This window comes from Paenibacillus sp. FSL R7-0048, from assembly GCF_038004505.1.
GTDB lineage: Bacteria > Bacillota > Bacilli > Paenibacillales > Paenibacillaceae > Paenibacillus_AQ > Paenibacillus_AQ odorifer.
The window spans coordinates 566,660-586,791 of the sequence record NZ_JBBORF010000001.1; the positions used below are offsets into that span (position 1 = coordinate 566,660).

General features: G+C 43.3%; 20 protein-coding genes, 1 tRNA gene and 2 riboswitches. Of the genes, 18 read left to right on the forward strand and 3 right to left on the reverse strand.

All coding sequences use genetic code 11. The features are described 5' to 3' along the window. Positions 1 to 9: 9 nt before the first annotated feature. Positions 10 to 244: riboswitch (cobalamin riboswitch) on the reverse strand. A 378-nt stretch (positions 245 to 622) separates the two neighbouring features. From NSQ91_RS02460 to NSQ91_RS02490, 7 genes are all read left to right on the forward strand, one after another. Then, the gene (locus NSQ91_RS02460; protein WP_036682575.1) at positions 623 to 931 is read left to right on the forward strand and encodes an MTH1187 family thiamine-binding protein; all 309 of its coding nucleotides are present in this window, start codon (positions 623 to 625) and stop codon (positions 929 to 931) included. A 93-nt stretch (positions 932 to 1,024) separates the two neighbouring features. Continuing rightward, positions 1,025 to 1,096, forward strand: a tRNA-Thr gene (locus tag NSQ91_RS02465). Positions 1,097 to 1,330: 234 nt separating this feature from the next. Then, the gene (locus NSQ91_RS02470; RefSeq protein ID WP_175617348.1) at positions 1,331 to 1,498 is read left to right on the forward strand and encodes a hypothetical protein; all 168 of its coding nucleotides are present in this window, start codon (positions 1,331 to 1,333) and stop codon (positions 1,496 to 1,498) included. A 439-nt stretch (positions 1,499 to 1,937) separates the two neighbouring features. Next, positions 1,938 to 2,117 (forward strand): hypothetical protein, encoded by a 180-nt coding sequence (locus tag NSQ91_RS02475; protein ID WP_076124531.1) that lies wholly within the window; start codon positions 1,938 to 1,940, stop codon positions 2,115 to 2,117. Positions 2,118 to 2,316: 199 nt separating this feature from the next. After that, entirely contained in the window at positions 2,317 to 3,120 is an 804-nt protein-coding gene (locus tag NSQ91_RS02480) for an undecaprenyl-diphosphate phosphatase (RefSeq protein ID WP_076282328.1), read from the forward strand. 112 nt (positions 3,121 to 3,232) lie between these two features. Beyond that, a complete protein-coding gene (locus NSQ91_RS02485) occupies positions 3,233 to 3,460 on the forward strand; it encodes a hypothetical protein (RefSeq protein WP_254847741.1) in 228 nt (75 codons plus the stop codon). A gap of 896 nt (positions 3,461 to 4,356) precedes the next feature. Next, positions 4,357 to 4,740 carry a hypothetical protein gene (locus tag NSQ91_RS02490; protein WP_076304340.1) on the forward strand — a complete coding sequence of 128 codons (384 nt, stop codon included), beginning with the start codon at positions 4,357 to 4,359 and terminating at the stop codon, positions 4,738 to 4,740. 215 nt (positions 4,741 to 4,955) lie between these two features. Here the strand turns inward: NSQ91_RS02490 and NSQ91_RS02495 are convergent, their stop codons facing one another. After that, entirely contained in the window at positions 4,956 to 5,435 is a 480-nt protein-coding gene (locus NSQ91_RS02495; RefSeq protein ID WP_305953691.1) for a hypothetical protein, read from the reverse strand. Positions 5,436 to 5,783: 348 nt separating this feature from the next. Next, positions 5,784 to 6,128 carry a DUF3221 domain-containing protein gene (locus NSQ91_RS02500; RefSeq protein ID WP_076304341.1) on the reverse strand — a complete coding sequence of 115 codons (345 nt, stop codon included), beginning with the start codon at positions 6,126 to 6,128 and terminating at the stop codon, positions 5,784 to 5,786. A 355-nt stretch (positions 6,129 to 6,483) separates the two neighbouring features. On the opposite strand from NSQ91_RS02500, the gene NSQ91_RS02505 reads away from it, so the two are divergent. Then, the gene (locus NSQ91_RS02505; protein ID WP_076124521.1) at positions 6,484 to 6,897 is read left to right on the forward strand and encodes an ASCH domain-containing protein; all 414 of its coding nucleotides are present in this window, start codon (positions 6,484 to 6,486) and stop codon (positions 6,895 to 6,897) included. A 199-nt stretch (positions 6,898 to 7,096) separates the two neighbouring features. On the opposite strand, the gene NSQ91_RS02510 is transcribed toward NSQ91_RS02505, so the two are convergent. Further along, a complete protein-coding gene (locus tag NSQ91_RS02510; protein WP_051491249.1) occupies positions 7,097 to 7,489 on the reverse strand; it encodes a hypothetical protein in 393 nt (130 codons plus the stop codon). Between the two features lie 495 nt (positions 7,490 to 7,984). Then, a riboswitch (cyclic di-GMP riboswitch) is annotated at positions 7,985 to 8,075 on the forward strand. Positions 8,076 to 8,183: 108 nt separating this feature from the next. On the opposite strand from NSQ91_RS02510, the gene NSQ91_RS02515 reads away from it, so the two are divergent. From NSQ91_RS02515 to NSQ91_RS02560, 10 genes are all read left to right on the forward strand, one after another. Beyond that, a complete protein-coding gene (locus NSQ91_RS02515; protein WP_340916306.1) occupies positions 8,184 to 10,193 on the forward strand; it encodes a choice-of-anchor A family protein in 2,010 nt (669 codons plus the stop codon). 146 nt (positions 10,194 to 10,339) lie between these two features. Continuing rightward, a complete protein-coding gene (locus NSQ91_RS02520; RefSeq protein ID WP_340916307.1) occupies positions 10,340 to 11,275 on the forward strand; it encodes an alpha/beta hydrolase in 936 nt (311 codons plus the stop codon). A gap of 819 nt (positions 11,276 to 12,094) precedes the next feature. Next, positions 12,095 to 12,484, forward strand: coding sequence for a NusG domain II-containing protein (locus NSQ91_RS02525; protein ID WP_036681022.1), 390 nt, complete (start codon positions 12,095 to 12,097; stop codon positions 12,482 to 12,484). Next, positions 12,468 to 13,025, forward strand: coding sequence for a Gx transporter family protein (locus NSQ91_RS02530; RefSeq protein ID WP_076124520.1), 558 nt, complete (start codon positions 12,468 to 12,470; stop codon positions 13,023 to 13,025). Before NSQ91_RS02525 ends, NSQ91_RS02530 begins: the two co-directional genes overlap by 17 nt. 29 nt (positions 13,026 to 13,054) lie before the next feature. Beyond that, positions 13,055 to 13,909: an ATP-binding cassette domain-containing protein gene (locus NSQ91_RS02535; protein WP_248549089.1), complete on the forward strand. Its 855-nt coding sequence runs from the start codon at positions 13,055 to 13,057 to the stop codon at positions 13,907 to 13,909. Continuing rightward, on the forward strand, positions 13,900 to 14,802 hold the full coding sequence (locus tag NSQ91_RS02540) for an energy-coupling factor transporter ATPase (RefSeq protein ID WP_076124517.1): 903 nt from the start codon (positions 13,900 to 13,902) through the stop codon (positions 14,800 to 14,802). Before NSQ91_RS02535 ends, NSQ91_RS02540 begins: the two co-directional genes overlap by 10 nt. Then, a complete protein-coding gene (locus NSQ91_RS02545; RefSeq protein ID WP_076304342.1) occupies positions 14,795 to 15,586 on the forward strand; it encodes an energy-coupling factor transporter transmembrane component T family protein in 792 nt (263 codons plus the stop codon). The genes NSQ91_RS02540 and NSQ91_RS02545 overlap by 8 nt, the downstream gene beginning before the upstream one ends. 43 nt (positions 15,587 to 15,629) lie before the next feature. Next, complete coding sequence (locus NSQ91_RS02550; protein WP_076304343.1) at positions 15,630 to 17,555, forward strand: peptidase U32 family protein; 1,926 nt, start codon at positions 15,630 to 15,632, stop codon at positions 17,553 to 17,555. 97 nt (positions 17,556 to 17,652) lie between these two features. After that, positions 17,653 to 18,939, forward strand: a complete 1,287-nt coding sequence (locus NSQ91_RS02555) for an aspartate aminotransferase family protein (RefSeq protein WP_076185193.1) — start codon at positions 17,653 to 17,655, stop codon at positions 18,937 to 18,939. Between the two features lie 38 nt (positions 18,940 to 18,977). Beyond that, complete coding sequence (locus NSQ91_RS02560) at positions 18,978 to 19,862, forward strand: UbiA-like polyprenyltransferase (RefSeq protein WP_076179740.1); 885 nt, start codon at positions 18,978 to 18,980, stop codon at positions 19,860 to 19,862. Positions 19,863 to 20,132 lie beyond the last annotated feature (270 nt).

Consider the following 20,132-nt stretch of genomic DNA (forward strand, 5'->3'; position numbering starts at 1 on the left):
CATCAATAGTTGGTGTCGTCGAAACAGGTAGGTCTCCTGGCTTCCGTGGGATCTCTCGGCGCCTTCCCAAGGGTGTTCCTAACCCTCAGTGGCATTTGCCGGGAGATGTGGATTCTCAAGCTTCCCAGAAGCTTAAGAAGGCCATCCGGTTACAGTGGCGGGACCGCAGCGGATTCTCACCGCGCTTCCCTATTAAGCTCTAAATCCGGTTAAGGATCAAAGCGCCTGTCTCCACTATATTTTGTTGTCGTTAGATAAAAATAACCCAAGATGTTGTGTTTGTAAACAGTTTTTTAGAAAACCCGCGCGGGGAGCGGGTTCTTTAAAAGTACTCCACAAATGATCCACAGGCTGTCCATAAGTAATCCACAATTGATCCACAGGGAGATGCAAAATGATTCATAAATTGTCCGAAAAGATGCCACAAAGAGTCCATAAATATAGTGCAGATGACCCTAGAATTTGCTCATGAGAAAATACTCTTAGCCCAAAGTCATATTTTGGAGTATTCAGAAGAAATAGAAGAGATAAGGGAGGATAATCTTGCTTAGTTTGTGACAGAGCGGTGGAATTGTTACAATGGAAGGAGACAGCTACTATAAAATTTCGAGGAGGTATTCTCATGCCTATTGCTGAAGTTACAGTTATTCCAATTGGAACAGGCAGTACCAGTCTTAGCAGCTATGTTGCGGATATGCAGCGGGTGCTGAAGACAGTAGAAGGGATTACTTATGAACTTACGTCTATGGGTACGATCATCGAAGGGCCTCTGCAACGCATTTTTGCCGCGGTAGAGGCTTTGCATGAGTCTCCTTTTGCCGCAGGTGCAGAACGTGTCTCTACCTCACTTAAAATAGACGACCGCCGCGATAAACCCTCTACTAGCCGTGGAAAGTTAGAGTCTGTGGAGCGTAAGCTACAGGTGGATTAGCAGTTTAGGAGGGCGGAAAACAGGGAGAAATAGGCTTGCGTTTCTGGCTGAAAGTTGTATAATATTTTTTGTTTGGCAGAAAAACAGCGTTAAGCTGGTGTAGCTCAGGGGTAGAGCAACGCACTCGTAATGCGTAGGCCGGGGGTTCAATTCCCTTCACCAGCATATCTAAGAATGGCGCAATGGCGCGGTTTTCCGGGATTCCGGGACCGTGCCATTTTTCGTTAAATCCCCCTGACTTCTTCCATTCTTCTACCCTTTATCCGAGTAAAGTGGGTGTCTCGTCAATTTTCTCCACTTCTTTTCGGGTTCCTAGAATAGAATCTCCGATACATCGGGGCACCGCTTCCTGCAGATTGGGGAGAACATGTGAATAAGTATCCAGAGTGATATTTATTGATGAATGGCCTAATCTTTCCTGAAGTCGAATATGATGGACAGCCAATGCCGTTCCCTGTTCTTCTGGAGAAACGTATCAAGGAAGATAAGACATGGCGCGAAATCGCTAATGAAAACGGTATGACTAGTGGTCACTGTCGAGCAGATGGAAGGTGTGGCGCAAGCTGACAGCAATCAGAATGAAGAATGGTGGAGGAGGAGCAGCATAAGCTGCTTTTCTCTTGCGGGGGCAGATCGGTTAGATGGTAATTACTATAAAAATAAAAAAGACACCACAAGGTGTCTTAGTACAGATACTTTTCGCTCGAATTTCACGAGCTCGTCAGTGAACTGAGTTCATAAGCAAGACTGGCTACGGCTAACAGATGAAGAGATAAAGTAATATCAATGTTAAAATGTGCGGTAATATTAATTTTCATAGATAACCACGCTCCTAAAGTATAAATACACATAAAGAAAACTTTATAAAGCGCTTGGCCTGCCATCATCAGTGCCAGGTAGCCATCCTGTACAGACGCCTTAGCGTTTCGACAATAACATTATACTTAATATTTTGTGTTTTGCCAAAAAAAGGACCCCCAATTCTTGGTCGGGGTGGCGGTTCTGTGTGGTTTCTCAGCGCTTTGGAATCATGATGGTCATTGAGGCTCCACGCACGCGGCTGCAGAATGATCAAATGGAAGTTACGTTTCGGTATTCATATCTGCTGCATGCTCTGAAATTGATTATCCAAAATAACGGGCAGCAAGTTCAGAAGGTTAACGGATTTTTTATTGATACAGGTTGAATTTAATGTTTGATACTGTTGTTATGCTAACGGGAAAGGATAGTTTAATAAAGGAGTTACTTAAGATTGGAATAATGAGCAATGTGACAATTATGTCATTCTGAATTGAATATTGTTAGGTTAATCGATGGGGAAGTTTACTTGTCTCCCTTATACTGGAAATTAAATGATTTTATTTCCGAAAGGGGACAATGCACTAATGACTGATGTAATTAAAGCAATAATACTTGGCATAATAGAGGGCTTAACTGAATTTTTACCAGTATCATCTACTGGACATCTTATTCTAGCAGGCGATTTGCTTAGCTTTGAGGGAGATGCTGCAATAACTTTTAAAATTGTTATTCAGTTGGGTGCAGTGATGGCAGTTTTAATTCTTTATTGGAAAAGGTATTTGGAGATTGGGGTTAATATGATTAGAATGGATTTTTCCAAAAGCAAAGGATTAAATGTCATTCATATGATTTTGGCTATGTTACCAGCATTAACCCTATATCTTCTCTTCAAGGACACAATAAAAAGCCAATTATTTGGCCCAACCCCTGTTTTGATAGGTCTAGTTGTTGGTGGCGTGTTGATGATCATTGCAGCGCGGAATAGGCGGACTGAAACCGCTGGTACTATCGATGGGATTAATTATAAACAGGCTTTCGGAATTGGTCTGTTTCAATGCTTGGCGTTATGGCCGGGATTTTCGAGATCAGGTTCGACGATTTCAGGTGGCCTGTTGCTTGGCACTAGCCAAAAAGCCGCTGCAGATTTTACATTCCTTATTTCCGTGCCTGTTATGTTTGGTGCAAGCTTGTTAGATTTGTACGATAGTCGTGATTTGCTGAGTTCTGACGATTTGCTTCTAATGTTAATTGGCTTTGCGACATCCTTTCTTGTGGCAATGATTGCAGTAGTGACGTTCATCAAACTGATTAAGAGACTTCGATTGGAGTGGTTTGCTCTATACCGGTTTGTTTTAGCAGCGCTCTTCTATTTAATTGTCATACAGTAATTAGGCAAATGTAAAGAAAATTGTAGCCTTAATGGATTACGAGGGAAACCCTATCGAAACCGTTATTCAAAATAGCGGAATGGAATGGACAATCTTAAGGCCGTCAGAATTTATGAAGAATGCATTATATCTTTGGGCAGAATCCATTCAAAAAGAAGGAATTGTAAGAACGGGATTCCCTGATGCTTTGGGCGTTAGAATTCACGAGGCAGATATTGCCGCTGTTGCAGTCAAAGCGCTCACTGAAGAAGGCCACCATGGGAAAATATACGCTTTAACTGGTCCGCAATCGTTATCTAACGGTATGTATTGTAAAATTACGAACTTCGCAACTTGCTAGATTTCTAAATTATTCCTAAGGATAATTTGCTAATCAACTGCTTAAAGTTTATATACAAAATAGTCCAGACGAACCATACTTAACTTATTGATTCGAAAGTGCCGAAACCCTGCCAGATGGCGGGGTATTTCGTTATCAGGAGGTTATGAGATGTGAAGCAATGTATGATTACAAAAAAATGTATAAATTTTATATTGGAAAAACGATCTAAAGGTAAGAGACCAGTCTAAAGATTCGTTATTTTACATAGGAGTGATCATGTTGAGTAATGTATACAAAGTCCTTAAGACAGACTCTGAATTTTTAACGGCTGCTCTGTCACAGTCTCATATACTGCGTGTCCATCAAAATTGCTGGAGCCCGGTTCGTTCGGGACCGATTTGAACTCAGAGCATACATAAAATACCCCCCCCAGTGAGTTTGCACTAGGAGTTCCAGTGAAGGAAATGAGGTTAGAGTTTCCTTATCAATATATGCACTATAAAGGTTGTAATCGGACATATTTTACTACCCAAAGCGGAAATGAAATAATACCATTACCTGTGTTTAAATGGACGAATTGGTCACTAAAATTTTCTTCGCAAATGCCTTCAAAGGTTTCGCCACTGATTAAGTATAGGCGCACTGGTGAATGTTCTTTTATTGACTCCTCGACTCTTTTGTTGATCAAAACAAGCCACCTCTTTTTTTAAGTGATTACATTATCACTTATGCTATACCTATAAACACATTTATCCCAACTCAACAATAAGTGTGAATTTATATGTGAAAAATAATACATATATTTATGTTTCAAAAGAGTATATACTGGATTCACTATCAAGTTGTGATTACCAACTAGAATTTTTTTGGTGAGTTTAGATCACATCTTCTTATCATTTGGGGAGGTGTCTTATTTGGAAAAAACCCTTAATTATGTACAAGATTTTAAATTCCTTGAAGAACGAATTAATGCATTTATAAATTATGATTCATGCATTGAATACGTAGAAGGATCTGAAGAAGTTGTAGCTGGTGGGGCCTTTGCCTGGACCAAGTTAAAATCGGCGGAGAGCTATAAACAAGAGCACATTGATGCTGACTACGTAGAATTAGCAGAAAGGGTACGTACAGTACTGGAAAACGAACATAGTCCTAACATTGAAAAGTTTGAGCGTAGTTATGAGCTAGTAATGAATTATATCCGACAAGATACTTTTCTCTGGGTACCTGGTTTGAAAAATGTTATTGAGAGTATAAAATCTGAATTGGATTTGCAACAATTTTTTCTTAATCAATAGTAATAGTAAATTTAATGCGTCAATCATAAGTGGTGACTAGCTATTTCATAGGTGTCTTATAAAAAGTTTAATTATATAAATTGAGAATGATACTTTTAATTCAATTAATTCTACATACAGTTTTCTTCCTTTGAATTTGGGAACAATACTAAAGCCTCCATTGATAACTCCATAAAAAAGCCCGTCAATTTTAATGGTTGGCGGGCTTTTTTTGTTTATTGAATTGTATACTCACTGACTTCAAATGTAAGTATTTTATCAAATATTACGTACTCTTTGCGCTTGCTAAAAGGCCCTTTGTTGTTGGAATGCTTATTAATTCCATATGATCCTGTACCTCTTCCTGCATCACGAGCATCGTACCAGTTTAAGAATGCATCTACTTCAGCAATTGGTAGGTCGTATTCTTTTTCTGTTCCATTCACCAGAGTGATGGTAAGAATAGCTCGATCCCCTGATGGCTGCTCTGGAGTTGTTGTAGGTTTAGGCGTCACTGTTGGTATTGGGTCTTCTGAATAAGTGCCGAATATATCAAATTCGTATATACGAGCAGTAAAAGGGCTATAAGTATTAACGAATTCAATATATACAACACCTTTTAAATCAAGCGCATACTCAGCACCGGAGGTTACTCCAGGCGAATTATTAAACGAAATTTTCTTTAAAAGTTCTCTTTTACTATCAAGAAAGTTCATATAATAATATGAAGATGTCTCAGTCGACTTTAAATAAAACTTAGTAATATCAGCGCTATAGTAATTTGGAAATTAAGATTGATACGTTACCTTGTTTGATCGGTTTCGATAAAAATAATAATAATTCAGCAAATCTTTAGACGGGCTTCATACTTATTTAAGCTAAGAGGATTATAGTAATTACATAACCCCCTTATAATATAGATCTAGACCCTGCCGGAAGTTGGTGGGGTCACTTTTTTGCACAGAGTAATTTTATAAATATGGATTTCTCTTTAAATCTACTATAAAGAAGCGCCATCCCTTTTGGAGATACCGCTTCTTTATAGTAGATTCTATTCTTTTTGCTCAATTCTTGATTTTGGTGATCTTTTTGGCGGTAACTTGTGCAGGGAATGAATCATCACTTACTTCAAAAAACACTTTAATCTCATCTCCTTTTTTATATTTAGAAGGTGCAACTTTATTTACCCAAATGGCTTGAGAGTACTCATTAGATTCGAGAATTTCCTTGTATTCCTTGTTCAAGTCTTCTTCTTTTAATTCAGAAATTACTAAAATTCTTTTATTTTCTACATCTATTGTGTGTACAATTCCTTTCAAAACTTCATCATTCTTACTACAGGCGGTGACTAATAACAAAAAAACAAAAATAAGAGTCCATTTAATAGTAGTAGGTGGTTTTTGAATCATGGACCTTCCCCTCCAGTGGTTACGACATTAGTTTAAAATCGGTTGCACAGGCATAGCAGTTAGTACATTACCAATATAAGAATAAACAGCAGCCTTTCCATTATGACGACCTTTATTGATTCTGGGGAGTTACAGGTGAATGTCTGTAGTATTGATATTTTCATAAGAACTTTTGTTTGTATATAATAAAAATAAATGTTCTTATTTTAGAGGCGATCAATGATGGAAATGAGTATCGACCAAACGGTTGGGATTATTTAATTTATCAGGTCAAGGTGAGCAAGATTACACAACGCGAGATCGAGATCCGTGCATCCGTGACAAACGTCCAACATAAACGAAGGGGATAAATATCATGCGGTGTATAACAATACGGCAGCCTTGGGCGACCTTAATTGCTCTTGGTGAAAAAGAGTTTGAAACTCGTTCATGGAGAACAGCCTACCGCGGCGAGTTAGGCATCCATGCCGGAGTGAGGATTGACAAAAAGATTTGTGAACAGGAACCGTACAAATCAGTATTGGCGAAACATGGCTATACAGCGAATAATTTGCCGACAGGAGCTATTATTGCTACAGGTCAGCTCGCGGGATGTTATGTGGTTACTCCAGAGGTGGATTTAAGGGAATGGATCAATGGGAATGAATATGATTTTGGCGACTATAGTGAAGGACGGTTTGCCTGGAAGCTTGAACGGGTTCATCCATTAAGCCATCCAATTCCAGCTAAAGGTCGGCTAAGCTTGTGGGAGCACTCTAATCACTTCTGAACGGCGAACAATATTTTTAATGTAATTTTTATGTGCCTATCAGCTATTTTTCAGGTTCGAGGTATATATTAGAGACACCAAACACCCCCCAGTGTTTTGTGGTATATCTCTCTCAGGTCTTGCCAACTCCCATGGTAAGGCCTATTTTTTTGTTCACTAATTGATTGGGGGGAGAGAGCGCAGCGGCTTCTATACAGCTTTACTTAATCTGGTACTGTTCTTCGTAACTCTTAAAAGATGAAATATCCAGCCCTAGGTATCTGCGCATATGGATGGCAGCCTGAGCCGCAACAATGTCATTCAACAGCAGCATTCGTTCATGATAGCCACGACATATATACTTGGCTTCAATTCCCGTATTAAGTCTGTTTTGCTCATACACCTTGATTCCCCGTCTTCTCATTTCTGCACGAACATCCCTTAGATCTGTTGTAGCTACTGCAGCAGCTGTTCCAAGCACCTCCAGATAAGGGGCGGGTGTTCGTAAGTGTGTAGATAAAATGGCGGAGTCCCGTTCGAAAGCTGATAAAATCATCGGAAGCAATAAATAAGATTTCACCAGCATGTTGTCCCTGCTTTCTGCTCTATGCATGAATCTCATCACCTCTAATAGGAACGTATATTCGTATTCTACCCCGATATTCCAAAAATAATCAATGGTATTTCTAAACAGCTTATCCAATGTGATTAAATTCACAACTTAATAACGAAGAATAAATTATATTAAAAATTGTAATAATAAAAATTAATGTATCGAACGCAAATAAAGGAGAATTATGATGGAAAAAGAGGGCAGCCTCCAGCGTGGATTGTTTTTTGGTTTAATTTTGAGTGTTCCCTTATGGATATCCATATTGGGCTATATACAGTTACTTTAAAATTTAATGAAAAACCTTATGCGAAGCGCCTTTAGGCGCTTTTTTTGTGTGGTACTAATGCGGGGAATTATCGAAAGGAATTGATTGACAATTGTGGGTGTCGGGAGCTAAACTGTTATTAATTCAAAAGTATTAAAAGTCATAGACTGTTATTGGATAGAATGCTTCAGCTACCAGTTCTGGACTTGCAGTGTAATACATATATATAGTCATGATAATAGCAAACCGTCTGAAAGGGCGGGACGCAAAGTCCAGGAGTCTAAAGTGTCTTAAAGGCACAATGACCGTCCGACTGCCATGAGAAGGGAATTTCACTTCTTTTTGGCGGTCTTTTTTGTTGTTAGGTCCTTTAGAGTTTCTGGTAATTATTCTGATTAATATAAATCATAGTTTTAGGAGGTGTGCCATTTGAAAAGAAGAATAAAACCGTTACTCTCGCTTGTATTAGCTGGGATTTTGACGGTAGGTAGTGGGCTTTCCTCATTAGGAGCTGGAGTTGCTGGAGCTAGTAGTTCTTCTACATTGGGAATTGCAGCGGTCTACAACGTGTTTATTCTAGGGGATATAACAACAGTTTCGGATACGGAAGGAAGGTTTGCTGCTGGAGGTAACGTTAACTTAACCAACTATAGTGTTGGAGATAGGTTGACCGCTGCAGAGGTTTCCCTGACTGACACACTTGTTGTTGGAGGGCATCTTACTTTCAACGGAGGTACTGTTTATGGGAATATCGTGCACGGGGGAGATTTTTCAGGGAATGTAACGCTCCTCAAGGGTGGTACAAAAAGACAGGGGAGTACGATTGACTTTTCAGCCGTAGGTCAGTCTTTGAAGGACAAATCAGCAGAACTTGCAGCATTGCCGGCGAATGGAACAACAGTGTACCAATATGGCAGCCTTACCCTGACAGGTACAGATCCTGCGGTCAATGTTTTTAATGTTTCAGGAGATAACGTCTCTAATACCTACGGAATTACAATAAATGTTCCTTCAGGATCTACTGCAATTATTAATATTGATGGTTCTAACGTAAAAATGAAAAACTTCGGATTTCTACCTAATAACGTGTTGAACAGCAAGAAAATTTTGCTTAACTTTAGCCAAGCTGCGTATCTTGATATGGCAGGCATAGGTGTAATGGGAAGCATACTTGCCCCCTATGCTCATGTTGATTTTATTAATGGTCAGATTAACGGTACTTTAGTGGCGGCTTCACTCAAAGGTACTGGTGGTGGTGAATTTCACCACTATCCATACGATGGTGATGAACCTGGACCAACACCAACGCCAACGCCAACGCCGACAGTGACGCCGACACCAACAGTGACACCAACGCCAACGCCGACAGTGACGCCGACACCAACAGTGACACCAACGCCAACGCCGACAGTGACACCAACGCCGACAGTGACACCAACGCCGACACCGACGCCAACACCATGTCCGACGCCGACAGTGACACCAACGCCGACGCCGACAGTGACACCAACACCAACGCCGACGCCGACGCCGACAGTGACGCCGACACCAACGCCGACAGTGACGCCAACACCGACACCAACGCCGACAGTGACGCCAACACCGACACCAACGCCGACAGTGACACCAACACCAACACCAACGCCGACGCCGACACCAATACCGACACCAACGCCGACAGTGACACCAACACCGACGCCAACGCCGACACCAACACCAACACCAACGCCGACGCCGACACCGACACCAACGTCGACGCCGACACCAACACCAACACCAACGCCGACACCAACACCAACACCGACGCCGACAGTGACGCCGACACCAACACCAACGCCGACGCCGACAGTGACACCAACGCCGACACCAACGCCGACAGTGACACCAACACCAACGCCGACACCAACACCAACGCCGACAGTGACGCCAACACCAACGCCGACGGTAACGCCTGAGGCAACACCGACACCGACGGTAACACCAGAGGCAACACCGACACCGACGGTAACGCCTGAGGCAACACCAACACCGACGGTAACGCCTGAAGCAACACCAACGTCGACACCAGAGACTTCTGTGTTCCCGACACCAACGCCATCATCCGTAATTGGCACTATAGTTCTTGCAGAAGATCCCGTGCCGCTTGGGCCTGTAGCTTCGCCGACACCAGCGCCAGTACCAACACCGTCGAATAGCACAGAAGTACTTGTTGATGATGATGAGATCCCATTAGGTCCGGTACCGGCAGTGACACCAACGCCAACACCAACACCTGATGAAATCATCGTAGTGGACGATACGATCCCATTAGGAAAGCCACCTGTGAAGGAATTGCCAAAAACGGGTGAATCAAGTCCTGCACCTTACTACGTAGCAGGTTTAGGTTTTGCACTTATCGGATTATTAATGAGAACCAAGTTCTCCAAAAAGAATAAATAATAAAGGTTAGATCAACATAGAGTCGCTTTCGGGAGTGTTCCGATGGCGGCTCTATTTGTATGTCATGATTGCGATAGTTTGGTGCATTCTAAGTAGATGGTATACTCTTGTTGGAAAAGAAATGAAGAGGGGATGGCGAAGGCGAATTGATATGGTTTATTATTAGCGCTGTAATCATCATAGGGATTCTAATCTATGTGGGATTTTTCTTCTATGGTATTGCTATTAAACGAGCGCCAAAGGTATTTCTAAGTAATAATCCTAATCTGAAGGCTGATCCTCCGGTTGCCGGAGCTTCTTGGGGGGAGGGGAAGGATTGGGTCTCTCGCCAGAGCTTCGAGAATATTGAGATCGTATCTGCAGATGGACTTAAACTAAGAGGTTACTTACTCCAATCTATTCGTGCTGCGGGACGCACAGCCATTCTAGCCCACGGTTATTCAGGTAAAGCAAAGGATATGGGGGCGTACGCCAAAATCTACTACGAGAACTTAGGCTTTAACATCCTAATTCCCGATGCAAGAGGGCATGGAGATAGCGCAGGGGATTACATTGGTTTTGGTTGGCCGGAACGAAAAGATTATTTGCAATGGATTGAATACATGATTAAAAAGACTGGGCCCAGTGCTCAAATTGTGCTTCACGGTGTCTCTATGGGTGGTGCTACAGTGCTAATGACCTCAGGGGAAGATCTTCCGCCGCAGGTAAAAGCTATTGTTGCGGACTGCGCTTATACCTCAGTAAAAGCACAATTATCTTACCAACTACGACGAATGTATCGCTTGCCAAGTTTCCCTTTCGTTCAAAGTGCAAGTCTAATCACCCGCTTGAAGGCGGGGTATGGCTTTGGTGAAGCCTCTGCATTAAAACAAGTGCGGAAAGCGAAGGCTCCGATTCTTTTTATTCATGGGGATGCGGATAACTTTGTACCTTTTGCTATGATGAATGAATTGTATGAGGCATGCCAGAGTCCAAAAGAGAGGCTCATAGTACCGCTAGCGGGGCATGGATTGTCTTATGATACGGATAAGGCGGGGTATATAGATGTAGTAACAGCTTTTGTAAGTCAATATGTAAAATAAGTCCTGAACGTAGACAGCGCCCGATATCCGCTAGGTAGCGGTTATCGGGCGCCTATATTTTTCCACACATGACGTAGTCCTTGAATAAGGATCGTACCGTCATGCTTTCTCGTTATATTCATCCCCCGCCGTTCGTGAGTAACGGGTGTCTTAATTCCTTGTTATTTCCAGCAGCCGTGTGGCGAGAATAATCCTTCCAATACGACAAAAGCCCTACCTCTCTTTTGCCCTTGCGGCTCCATTGACCGCGCCAGTGTGAATCGGAATGCTATATTTCGAATTTAATCTCATAAAAAGGAAGAGTACTGCAAGAAAACATAAAGCCTCTTTGTCCAAAATGCCGATGTGTATAATAGTCGGCCTGACATCTTCTTGGTGGGGATATTCAATATATCGAAAAACAAATACCATATAAATATAACACACTATTGTTTAAAAGGCAAATATAATAATGAATTCCAAGATAAGGTTTATTTGATTCTAGAGAGGAACAAACCTCGATAAGGGGCGCTTAGATTTTGAAAGTAACTTAAATTGGGTTAATTGTGAATTATTCCGGAAAAGCTAGTAAACCAGAGGAGATGGGCGATCTCGGTGCAAATGGGCTAAAATGTAAGTTGGATATTTTTGCAAACGCTACAAACTTCAACTGAAAATGCCAGAGACGAATGGGTTGTGTCTGCTGGGGTTATTTTGCGTGCCTATTTTGTGAACAGCTCTCTAAAACTGACAATAAACTCCAACATTGATTGAAGGATTGAGGGTAGACCGTTATAATTAATAAGTCTGGATTTTAATTAAAAAATAAGGGAGATTTTTATGAAACGCGCAGATGTGTGGCTGATTTCCATCGTATTGATTGCTGCGCTCGCTTTTCTCGTACCGAGATGGTTTTCGGACAATGATGACAAAGGTGGGGCCGGTAAAAATCTCATAGCCAATGTAACGGTGGACGGTGAGTTATTTAAAACGGTAAAGCTTACAAAAGAAGAACAAACCATTGAGGTCCGCACGGAACGCGGCTATAACATTTTGAAGGTGCATGATTACGGGATTGAAATGTACGATGCCGATTGCGCTGATAAAGTTTGCCTAGGTTTTGGTTTTATTACCCTGCCCAAACAGACGATTGTCTGTCTACCGCATAGAGTATTAGTCGAAATCACCAGTGCGTCGGGGGAGGATGATATAGATGCCTATGTCCAGTAGTGAATCTGCAACAGCTTTAAAAAGAACAGTGATTATTGCGATTTTCGCCGCAGTGGCAGTAGTGTTAAGTTTAATAGAGGCACAGATTCCGTTATCCGGAATGGGACTGGTGCCGGGTGCTAAGCTCGGACTGGCCAACATTATGATTTTGACTTGTATTTACTTTTTACGTGGACGGGATGCTTTGCTGCTTGTCATCCTCAAAACACTGCTTACTGCATTTCTGCTAGGTACCTTCTCAAGCTTGCTGTTTAGTTTATTTGGTTCACTTTTTAGCTTTGTTGTTATGTTTGTGCTGATGCTGATTAGTGGCAAAGGTAAGAGTATAAGCTTGATCGGAATTAGTATAGCCGGTGGGATTGCGCATAATATCGGTCAGCTGCTGGCAGCTTCTATGGTATTTGCATCACTTAGTATTTTTTATTATCTTCCCATGCTGCTGATCACTGGGGTAGTAACAGGAATTGCCGTGGGCTATGCAGTCCGTTATTTGGTGGCGTCATTGTCAAAAATATCGCTGTTTGAAGAATTTTTGGACTGATTAGTCACATCAGCGGAAGGATGACTAACATGAATGAATCATACGAAGGTCAAGACTTAGAGGGAGAGGGACAAGCAGTCATCTCTCTGGATGGGGTATCGTTTGGCTATGATCCCGAGCATCCGATTCTTCAAAATATAACGTTATCTATCTCTCAAGGACAATGGGTCAGCTTGGTTGGTCCTAATGGCTGCGGGAAGTCTACGTTGGTCAAGCTGCTCAATGCTCTGCTGCCTAAGGGGGCTGGTGAGATTGTGGTTAGTGGCATGCTGCTTAGTGAGGAAACGATCGGAAGCATTCGGCAATGTATCGGAATGGTGTTCCAAAATCCGGATAATCAGTTTATTGGAGCCACTGTAGAGGAAGATATCCTATTCGGCCTGGAAGGGCTTTGTTTGCCGTACGAAGAGATGGCTGAACGTTTGCACTCCTATACGACGAGACTAGGAATAAATCATCTGTTGTCCAAGCATCCGGGTGAGCTGTCGGGAGGTCAAAAGCAGCGTGTTGCTATCGCTTCCATTCTTGCTATGGAACCAGGCATCGTCATTTTTGACGAGGCCTCTTCTATGTTGGATGAAGGAAGCAGAAATGACCTTCTCGGTATTCTGCAGGATATGCGGGCAGAAGGGAAGTACACGATCCTCATGATTACGCATGATGCAGATGAGATTTTGGCATCGGATCGGGTGCTTGCGCTGCATGGAGGTGGTTTGGCTGCAGATGTTACACCGGCGGAGTTGTTCCGGAACGAGGAGCTTCTGGAAAAATGTCATTTGCGTGAACCTTATTCTTGGCGCCTTGCACGCGAGCTGCAGAACCAGGGCATTCATGTGGATGTTCCGACCAGTGAAAAGGAGCTTATAGATACGTTATGGCCATAGAATTACAGCAAGTAAGTTACACCTACGCTGACCGAAGCCTCTGGAAGCTGACGGCGCTCCGGGACATTAACCTCAGTGTACCCATTGGCTCGATGGTTGGTATTGCGGGGGCGACGGGCTCAGGTAAATCGACGCTGCTGCAATTGTTTAACGGGATACTGAAACCAACCGAGGGTACGGTAAAAGTGCTTGATGTAACTATTCAGGCTGGTGAGAAGTCACCTAAGCTAATGCCACTGCGCCGCCGAGTCGGATTGGTATTTCAATTTCCGGAGCAGCAGATGTTCGAAGATACGGTCGAGAAGGATCTCATTTTCGGTCCCCTTAATTTCGGCATGAGTCTCGAAGAGGCAAAGTCACGTGCACGTCAGGCCATGTCAGATATGGGGCTGGATCTCGCACTGCTAGAGCGGAATCCTTTCCAATTGAGCGGTGGACAAATGCGTAAGGCGGCTATCGCTTCCGTGCTAGCTATGGACCCTGAGGTCATCGTTCTGGATGAGCCCACGGCAACGCTTGATCCCATTAGCCGTGCAGAGCTAATCAGCTTGCTGGAGAGATTATGTCGTGAGCAGGGCAGAACGATCATTATCGTCACGCATCGGATGGATGAGTTATTGCCCTATGCGGACAGCTGGGTTGTACTTAAAGAGGGCAGCACGGCGTTTCAGGGCAGTGTAAAGGCACTTGCAGATGATCCTTCAATTCTGGAACAGTGTGGTTTGACGGTTCCGCAGTCCCTTCGTTACTGGCGTGCAGTTGCTGATCATTTAGGTCTTGTGGATGAAGCCCCCCGCTTGACGGCTGAGAGTCTGGCAGAGCTTATAGCTTCGCTGCCAGCGGAATCAATAAGCACTGGTAAGCCCGATGGAAAGAGGGATGACCATGAATGAGAAACTGATCTTAGGTCGGAGTATTGAGACCGGTTCGTGGGTGCACAAGCTGGATGCTCGTGCCAAAATCACTGGCATGCTATTATACGTAGCTGTTATCCTGCTCTCACGTTCGTGGATGGCCATGGCTGTGCTGGCTATTTTTTCGATAGCCGTTATGGCTTCAACGAAGATTCCGCTTAAATACTTCCTGAAAGCAGCTAAGCCTTTACGTTATTTAATGTTGTTTATCTTTATTGTGCAGGTGGTGTCTGTAAAGACAGGGGAGGTAGTGCTGACTCTTGGTTCCTGGTCTATCTATGAGGGAGGGCTAAGATTAGGGGCATTTTCGGTCATCCGCATGTTCTTTCTTATCACCTTTACAGCGCTTCTGACCTTCACAACAACGCCGGGGAAGCTGAATCAAGGGCTGGAGGGGATCTTGACACCCTTCAAAAAGCTTGGCTTATCCCCTGACCGTATCACGCTGATGATCAGCATTTCACTTCGTTTCATTCCTACGATTCTAGATGAATCGCAGATCATAATGAAAGCGCAGGCCTCAAGGGGAGCCGATCTAAAAGAGCTGCCTTTGAAGGAAAAGGGACGGATGTTAGTCTCCCTGCTGGTCCCGATTATCGCCAGTGCTTTTAGGCGTGCTCAGGATCTGGTGTATTCCATGGAGGCCCGCGGTTTTCGCATGGATGCTCCCCGCAGTCGGTATCACCGCCTAAGGTGGGGCAAATTCGATACTGTTTTTATTGGGATGTTTGTGGTCATGGGAATTGCAGTAGCTTTGTTATAATACTCATTCCCTATTAGTAGTATCAACTTGGGAGGGAACTTGAATGGCACGTTATTTTAACGGTAGAGAAGTCGAATTACTCGCACCCGCAGGAACGTTTGAGATTTTCAAGGAAGTGATCCAATCACGGTGTGATGCAGTTTATTTTGGTGGACCTGTATTGAATATGAGAATGATGCGTAAAGGTTATAATCTTACTCATGAAGAGATCGTAGAGGCACTTGATATCGCACACCGTCTAGACAAAAAAGTGTATATCACTGTGAATAATCTTTTTAGTGAGGAAGATGTGGAGGAAGCTAGAGAATACTTGCGTTTCCTTGATGGTGCTCGGCCAGATGCCTTGATTGTTCAGGATATGGCAGTGTTGGAGCTTATTCGGGAGATGGAGCTTAACCTTCCTATTCACTCTTCCGTAATGATGAATGTTCACAACCTGGAGATGATCTATGCGCTGCGTGATCTGGGTGTAACTCGTGTAGTTACCTCGCGGGAAATGGACCTGCAGACAGCTAAGCTGCTTGGTCAGCGGAGTGGTATGGAGCTGGAATATTTTATTCACGGGGATATGTGCTCTGTGCATGGTGCAAATTGTTACTTCAGTTCCCATGTTTTTGGCATGAGCAGCAACCGGGGAAAATGTATGAAGCCTTGCCGCTGGGATTATCGGGTTAAAAAAGACGGATATGTATATCCTGCTGAATATCCACTGGCTGTCAAAGATATGTTTATGTATGAGCATCTTCCGGAATTGATTGAATCAGGCATTACTTCCTTCAAAATAGAAGGCCGTATGCGTGATAAGGATTTTATGGTGATGCTGGCGAATAGCTACGGCGAAGCCATTGACCGATATATCGATGATCCGATTGGCTTTGATCGTACGGTTGATACTAAAGAGCTGTACAACAACCGCAAGCGTGACTTTTCGACAGCTTATGCTTTTGGTAAACCAGGGTTAGCTAATATTAACCGTCGTTATGAAGGTACGGGCAAATTCTATAGCACTGGAAAAGTATTTAGCACCCCAACCGCAGAACGTGAGCTATCAGAAAAACGTGTAGAGGAATTGCGGGAACGTTTGGCGCAAGAAAAAAAACCAAAGACAACAAAAGCTAAGTTGGCTGTACGTGTGAATAATATGGAACAGGCGCGCGTAGTATTGGAGCTGGGTGTGGATAGTTTATACTTGCCGGGGGATGTATTTGAACCGGACAGACCTTTTACAAAACGTGATATTAAGGAACTTGGTGAGCTAAAAGGCGATAGCAAAATCTATTTAGGGTTGCCACGCATGATGACCGAGCTGCATTTTGATCAATATGATCAATTGCTTGGTGGAGAACGCTTGCCGATCGACGGTCTAATCGTTACTAATTTGGGAGCGATTCGCAGATACAGTTCTACAGGTTATCCGTTAATTGGAGATGGTAGTTTAAATGTCTACAATCATCTTTCAGCCCAATTATATGCAAAATTAGGTTTAACTCAGCTTTCGGTTTCACCGGAAATGACGCTGGAGCACTTTGCTACCTTTGCCTCGCGTTGTGACACGCCTTTGGAAGTTGTTGTACATGGTACACCTGCACTAATGTATATGGAACATGATCTTTATGAGAATACTGAAGTAATGGAGCCTATTGCTGAAGAGGATAATCAATATGTGCACAATAATGTATTGGTTCTAAAAACAGACAAAGGTGAAAATCCGGTATATCGTGATCAGCACGGCCGTTGCCATCTTTTGTTCGCGAAGGAGCTCTGCTATTTGCCGTTGCTTGGTGAGATGATTGATCTAGGCATATCTAGTTTCCGTATTGAAGGAGCGACATATAGCGCTAAGCAGTTGCGTGAAATTATAATTTCTTATCAACAAGCTATGAATCGTACTGAAGTGAAAGATGATATGCTAGGTGGTCTTGAGCCCATTTATGCGGGTTATACTCTAGGTTCGCTGCAATTTAACTAATTCTATTTTTTGGGGCAAAATACCGTCTGCTAGTAAGAAGAATGCACAGTACTCTATGAATAAGTTACTATTTTCACAAGAAGAGAGGGAATCAATCATGGAACAACAAGAATTCATCGGAAGAGAAGCCGTAGCGGCAAAGCGTAAGCAATATTTCTATCCGTGTACACAGCATTTTTACCGCGATGCGCCTCAGCTTGTGCGAGGTTCGATGCAGTTTGTGTATGATGAAAATGGCAAACAATATACAGATTTCTTCGCAGGTGTATCTGTAGTTGCCTGTGGGCACTGCAATCCAGCCATAACTGAACGTACGATTGAGCAACTGCAGCAGCTGCAGCATACGTCTACGATCTATTTAACTCAGCCAAATGTGGATTTGGCTGAACGTCTGGAAGAGGTTATGCCAGGCGGTCTACGCCGAACCTTTTTCGTGAACAGCGGCTCAGAGGCTAATGAAGGCGCACTGCTGCTTGCCCGGATGTATACAGGACGCAAAGGGTTCATTGCACTGGAAAGTGGTTTACACGGCCGTACCAATCTAACTATGAGTGTGACAGGTCTGCCGATGTGGCGTACCGATAAATACTTGGATCATGACGTTGAGTTTATTCCTCGCCCATATCATCCAGAACTATCTCTGGAGGAAGCCGCTGCACTATCCCTGGAATCTCTGGAGCGAGTGCTTGAGGAGAAGGGGAATACTATCGCCGCAATGATCGTAGAGCCAATCCAAGGCAATGGTGGTATGATTATGCCAACGCCAACCTATTTCAGTGAGGTCAAAATGTTGCTGGAGAGATACGGCGTACTTCTGATCGCTGATGAAATTCAAACTGGATTTGGTCGTACAGGCAAAATATTTGCTATGGAGCATTTTGACGTAGTGCCCGATATTATTAGTATGGCCAAGGCACTGGGGAATGGAATTCCGGTGGCAGCCTTTGCGACAACAGATGAGATTGCACTTGCGCTGAACCGTCCGTCGGCTTCAACCTTTGGAGGCAATCCGGTATCTGCTGCAACGGCGCTGGCTGTGCTTGATTATATTCGCGATGAACGGCTTCCTGAACGCTCAGTGCTGCTCGGAGAACGATTGAAAGCAGGGCTAAAGACCCTTCAAGACCGTTATCCTTCGCTTATTGTGGATGTACGGGGAATTGGGCTTATGTTGGGAGCGGAGCTTGCTGGTGAGGATGCAGAAGGCTCTGCGGCGCTTACAGATCAAGTACTGGAAGCGATGAAAGACAGAGGATACCTGATCGGCAAAAATGGCATAGGACGCAACGTACTAGCCTTTCAACCGCCGATGATTATTACGGAAGAGGATATCGACGGGCTGCTTAACAACCTGAATGAAGTCTTTGCGGAGCTTAATGACTAATATAATGAATTTCAAGTAGCGAAGAAAGAGGAAAACGAATGGCTATTCTAAACATTTTTAAAACTGCAGGCCTAAAGCTTAAAATGTTCAGTGAACTGGTGATGTTCTCTCATACGCTTTTTTCGCTGCCGTTTGCCATTATCTCGATGGTGTGGGCTGCTGGGGGCTGGCCATCAGGGCATGTGATGATCTGGGGTCTGATTGCATTGATCGGTGCCCGTAATGGCGCTAATGCATTCAATCGGCTGGCAGACCGTACGTTTGATGAACAGAATCCTCGTACGGCACATCGGCATTTGCCACAACGGTTATTGGCAGAAAAAGAAGTGGTTGTCTTTGTTATTGTCAATTATGCCATCTTTATTGTGGCTTCAGGCATGCTGAACTTGCTCTGCCTGCTCTTATCGCCGGTAGCAATCGTGTTAATATCGACTTATTCTTATACAAAACGTTTTACCTTTCTAAGCCATTTATATTTAGGCTTTGTTATTGCTTCCGCACCGATTGGTGCATGGTTTGCCGTAACCGGAAATATCGCATTTACCCCGTTTGTGATCGGGACGGTAGTTATGCTCTGGATTGCCGGATTTGATATTATCTACGGCACTCAGGACATTGAATTTGACCGGCGGCATGGATTATGGTCTATTCCAAGCTTCTTTGGATTAGAGAATGCGCTGCGTATCGCCAAAGGTCTACATTTCATTATGATTATGCTGCTATTATTTCTATACGTATGGCAGGATCTCGGCTGGGTGTATCTGGTTGGGATTGGCATCGCTACATTGCTCCTGATGACCGAGCATAAGATTATAAAACCTTCGAATCGTAAGCTGATGAAGGTGGCTTCTTATAATCTAAATCAGGTAATCAGCATAGTGATATTATTGTGTACGCTGATTGATTTTTTCTATGTTAGTTAGGGAACGGGCTTTGGTGAGCCGGCTGGCTGAGCATTGGCACATTGCCCTCAAACTAACAACAAAAGACAATAGCCTACCCAAAAGGGGTAGGCAAGTGGATCGGAAAGCTGGCTACGCTAGCTTTCTTTTTTTGTGTTGACTCGGGTCCCCGCTCTGCAAGGGGGAAGCTACGAGTTGAATGCAAAGATTAGGGAAAACCTCCCTAATCTTATTGAGTTTTTTATCCTTTGACTCTGTTTTAGGGAATTTCTCCCTGAAATATAGCTGGTT

What these genes read in the sequence shown, in the direction of transcription:
- NSQ91_RS02460 (WP_036682575.1), top strand. Translation starts at nt 623, where the DNA reads ATGCCTATTGCTGAAGTTACAGTTATTCCAATTGGAACAGGCAGTACC.
- NSQ91_RS02470 (WP_175617348.1), top strand. Translation starts at nt 1,331, where the DNA reads ATGAATGGCCTAATCTTTCCTGAAGTCGAATATGATGGACAGCCAATG.
- NSQ91_RS02480 (WP_076282328.1), top strand. Translation starts at nt 2,317, where the DNA reads ATGACTGATGTAATTAAAGCAATAATACTTGGCATAATAGAGGGCTTA.
- NSQ91_RS02485 (WP_254847741.1), top strand. Translation starts at nt 3,233, where the DNA reads ATGAAGAATGCATTATATCTTTGGGCAGAATCCATTCAAAAAGAAGGA.
- NSQ91_RS02495 (WP_305953691.1), bottom strand. Translation starts at nt 5,435, where the DNA reads ATGAACTTTCTTGATAGTAAAAGAGAACTTTTAAAGAAAATTTCGTTT.
- NSQ91_RS02500 (WP_076304341.1), bottom strand. Translation starts at nt 6,128, where the DNA reads ATGATTCAAAAACCACCTACTACTATTAAATGGACTCTTATTTTTGTT.
- NSQ91_RS02505 (WP_076124521.1), top strand. Translation starts at nt 6,484, where the DNA reads ATGCGGTGTATAACAATACGGCAGCCTTGGGCGACCTTAATTGCTCTT.
- NSQ91_RS02510 (WP_051491249.1), bottom strand. Translation starts at nt 7,489, where the DNA reads ATGCATAGAGCAGAAAGCAGGGACAACATGCTGGTGAAATCTTATTTA.
- NSQ91_RS02525 (WP_036681022.1), top strand. Translation starts at nt 12,095, where the DNA reads ATGAAACGCGCAGATGTGTGGCTGATTTCCATCGTATTGATTGCTGCG.
- NSQ91_RS02530 (WP_076124520.1), top strand. Translation starts at nt 12,468, where the DNA reads ATGCCTATGTCCAGTAGTGAATCTGCAACAGCTTTAAAAAGAACAGTG.
- NSQ91_RS02535 (WP_248549089.1), top strand. Translation starts at nt 13,055, where the DNA reads ATGAATGAATCATACGAAGGTCAAGACTTAGAGGGAGAGGGACAAGCA.
- NSQ91_RS02540 (WP_076124517.1), top strand. Translation starts at nt 13,900, where the DNA reads ATGGCCATAGAATTACAGCAAGTAAGTTACACCTACGCTGACCGAAGC.
- NSQ91_RS02545 (WP_076304342.1), top strand. Translation starts at nt 14,795, where the DNA reads ATGAATGAGAAACTGATCTTAGGTCGGAGTATTGAGACCGGTTCGTGG.
- NSQ91_RS02550 (WP_076304343.1), top strand. Translation starts at nt 15,630, where the DNA reads ATGGCACGTTATTTTAACGGTAGAGAAGTCGAATTACTCGCACCCGCA.
- NSQ91_RS02555 (WP_076185193.1), top strand. Translation starts at nt 17,653, where the DNA reads ATGGAACAACAAGAATTCATCGGAAGAGAAGCCGTAGCGGCAAAGCGT.
- NSQ91_RS02560 (WP_076179740.1), top strand. Translation starts at nt 18,978, where the DNA reads ATGGCTATTCTAAACATTTTTAAAACTGCAGGCCTAAAGCTTAAAATG.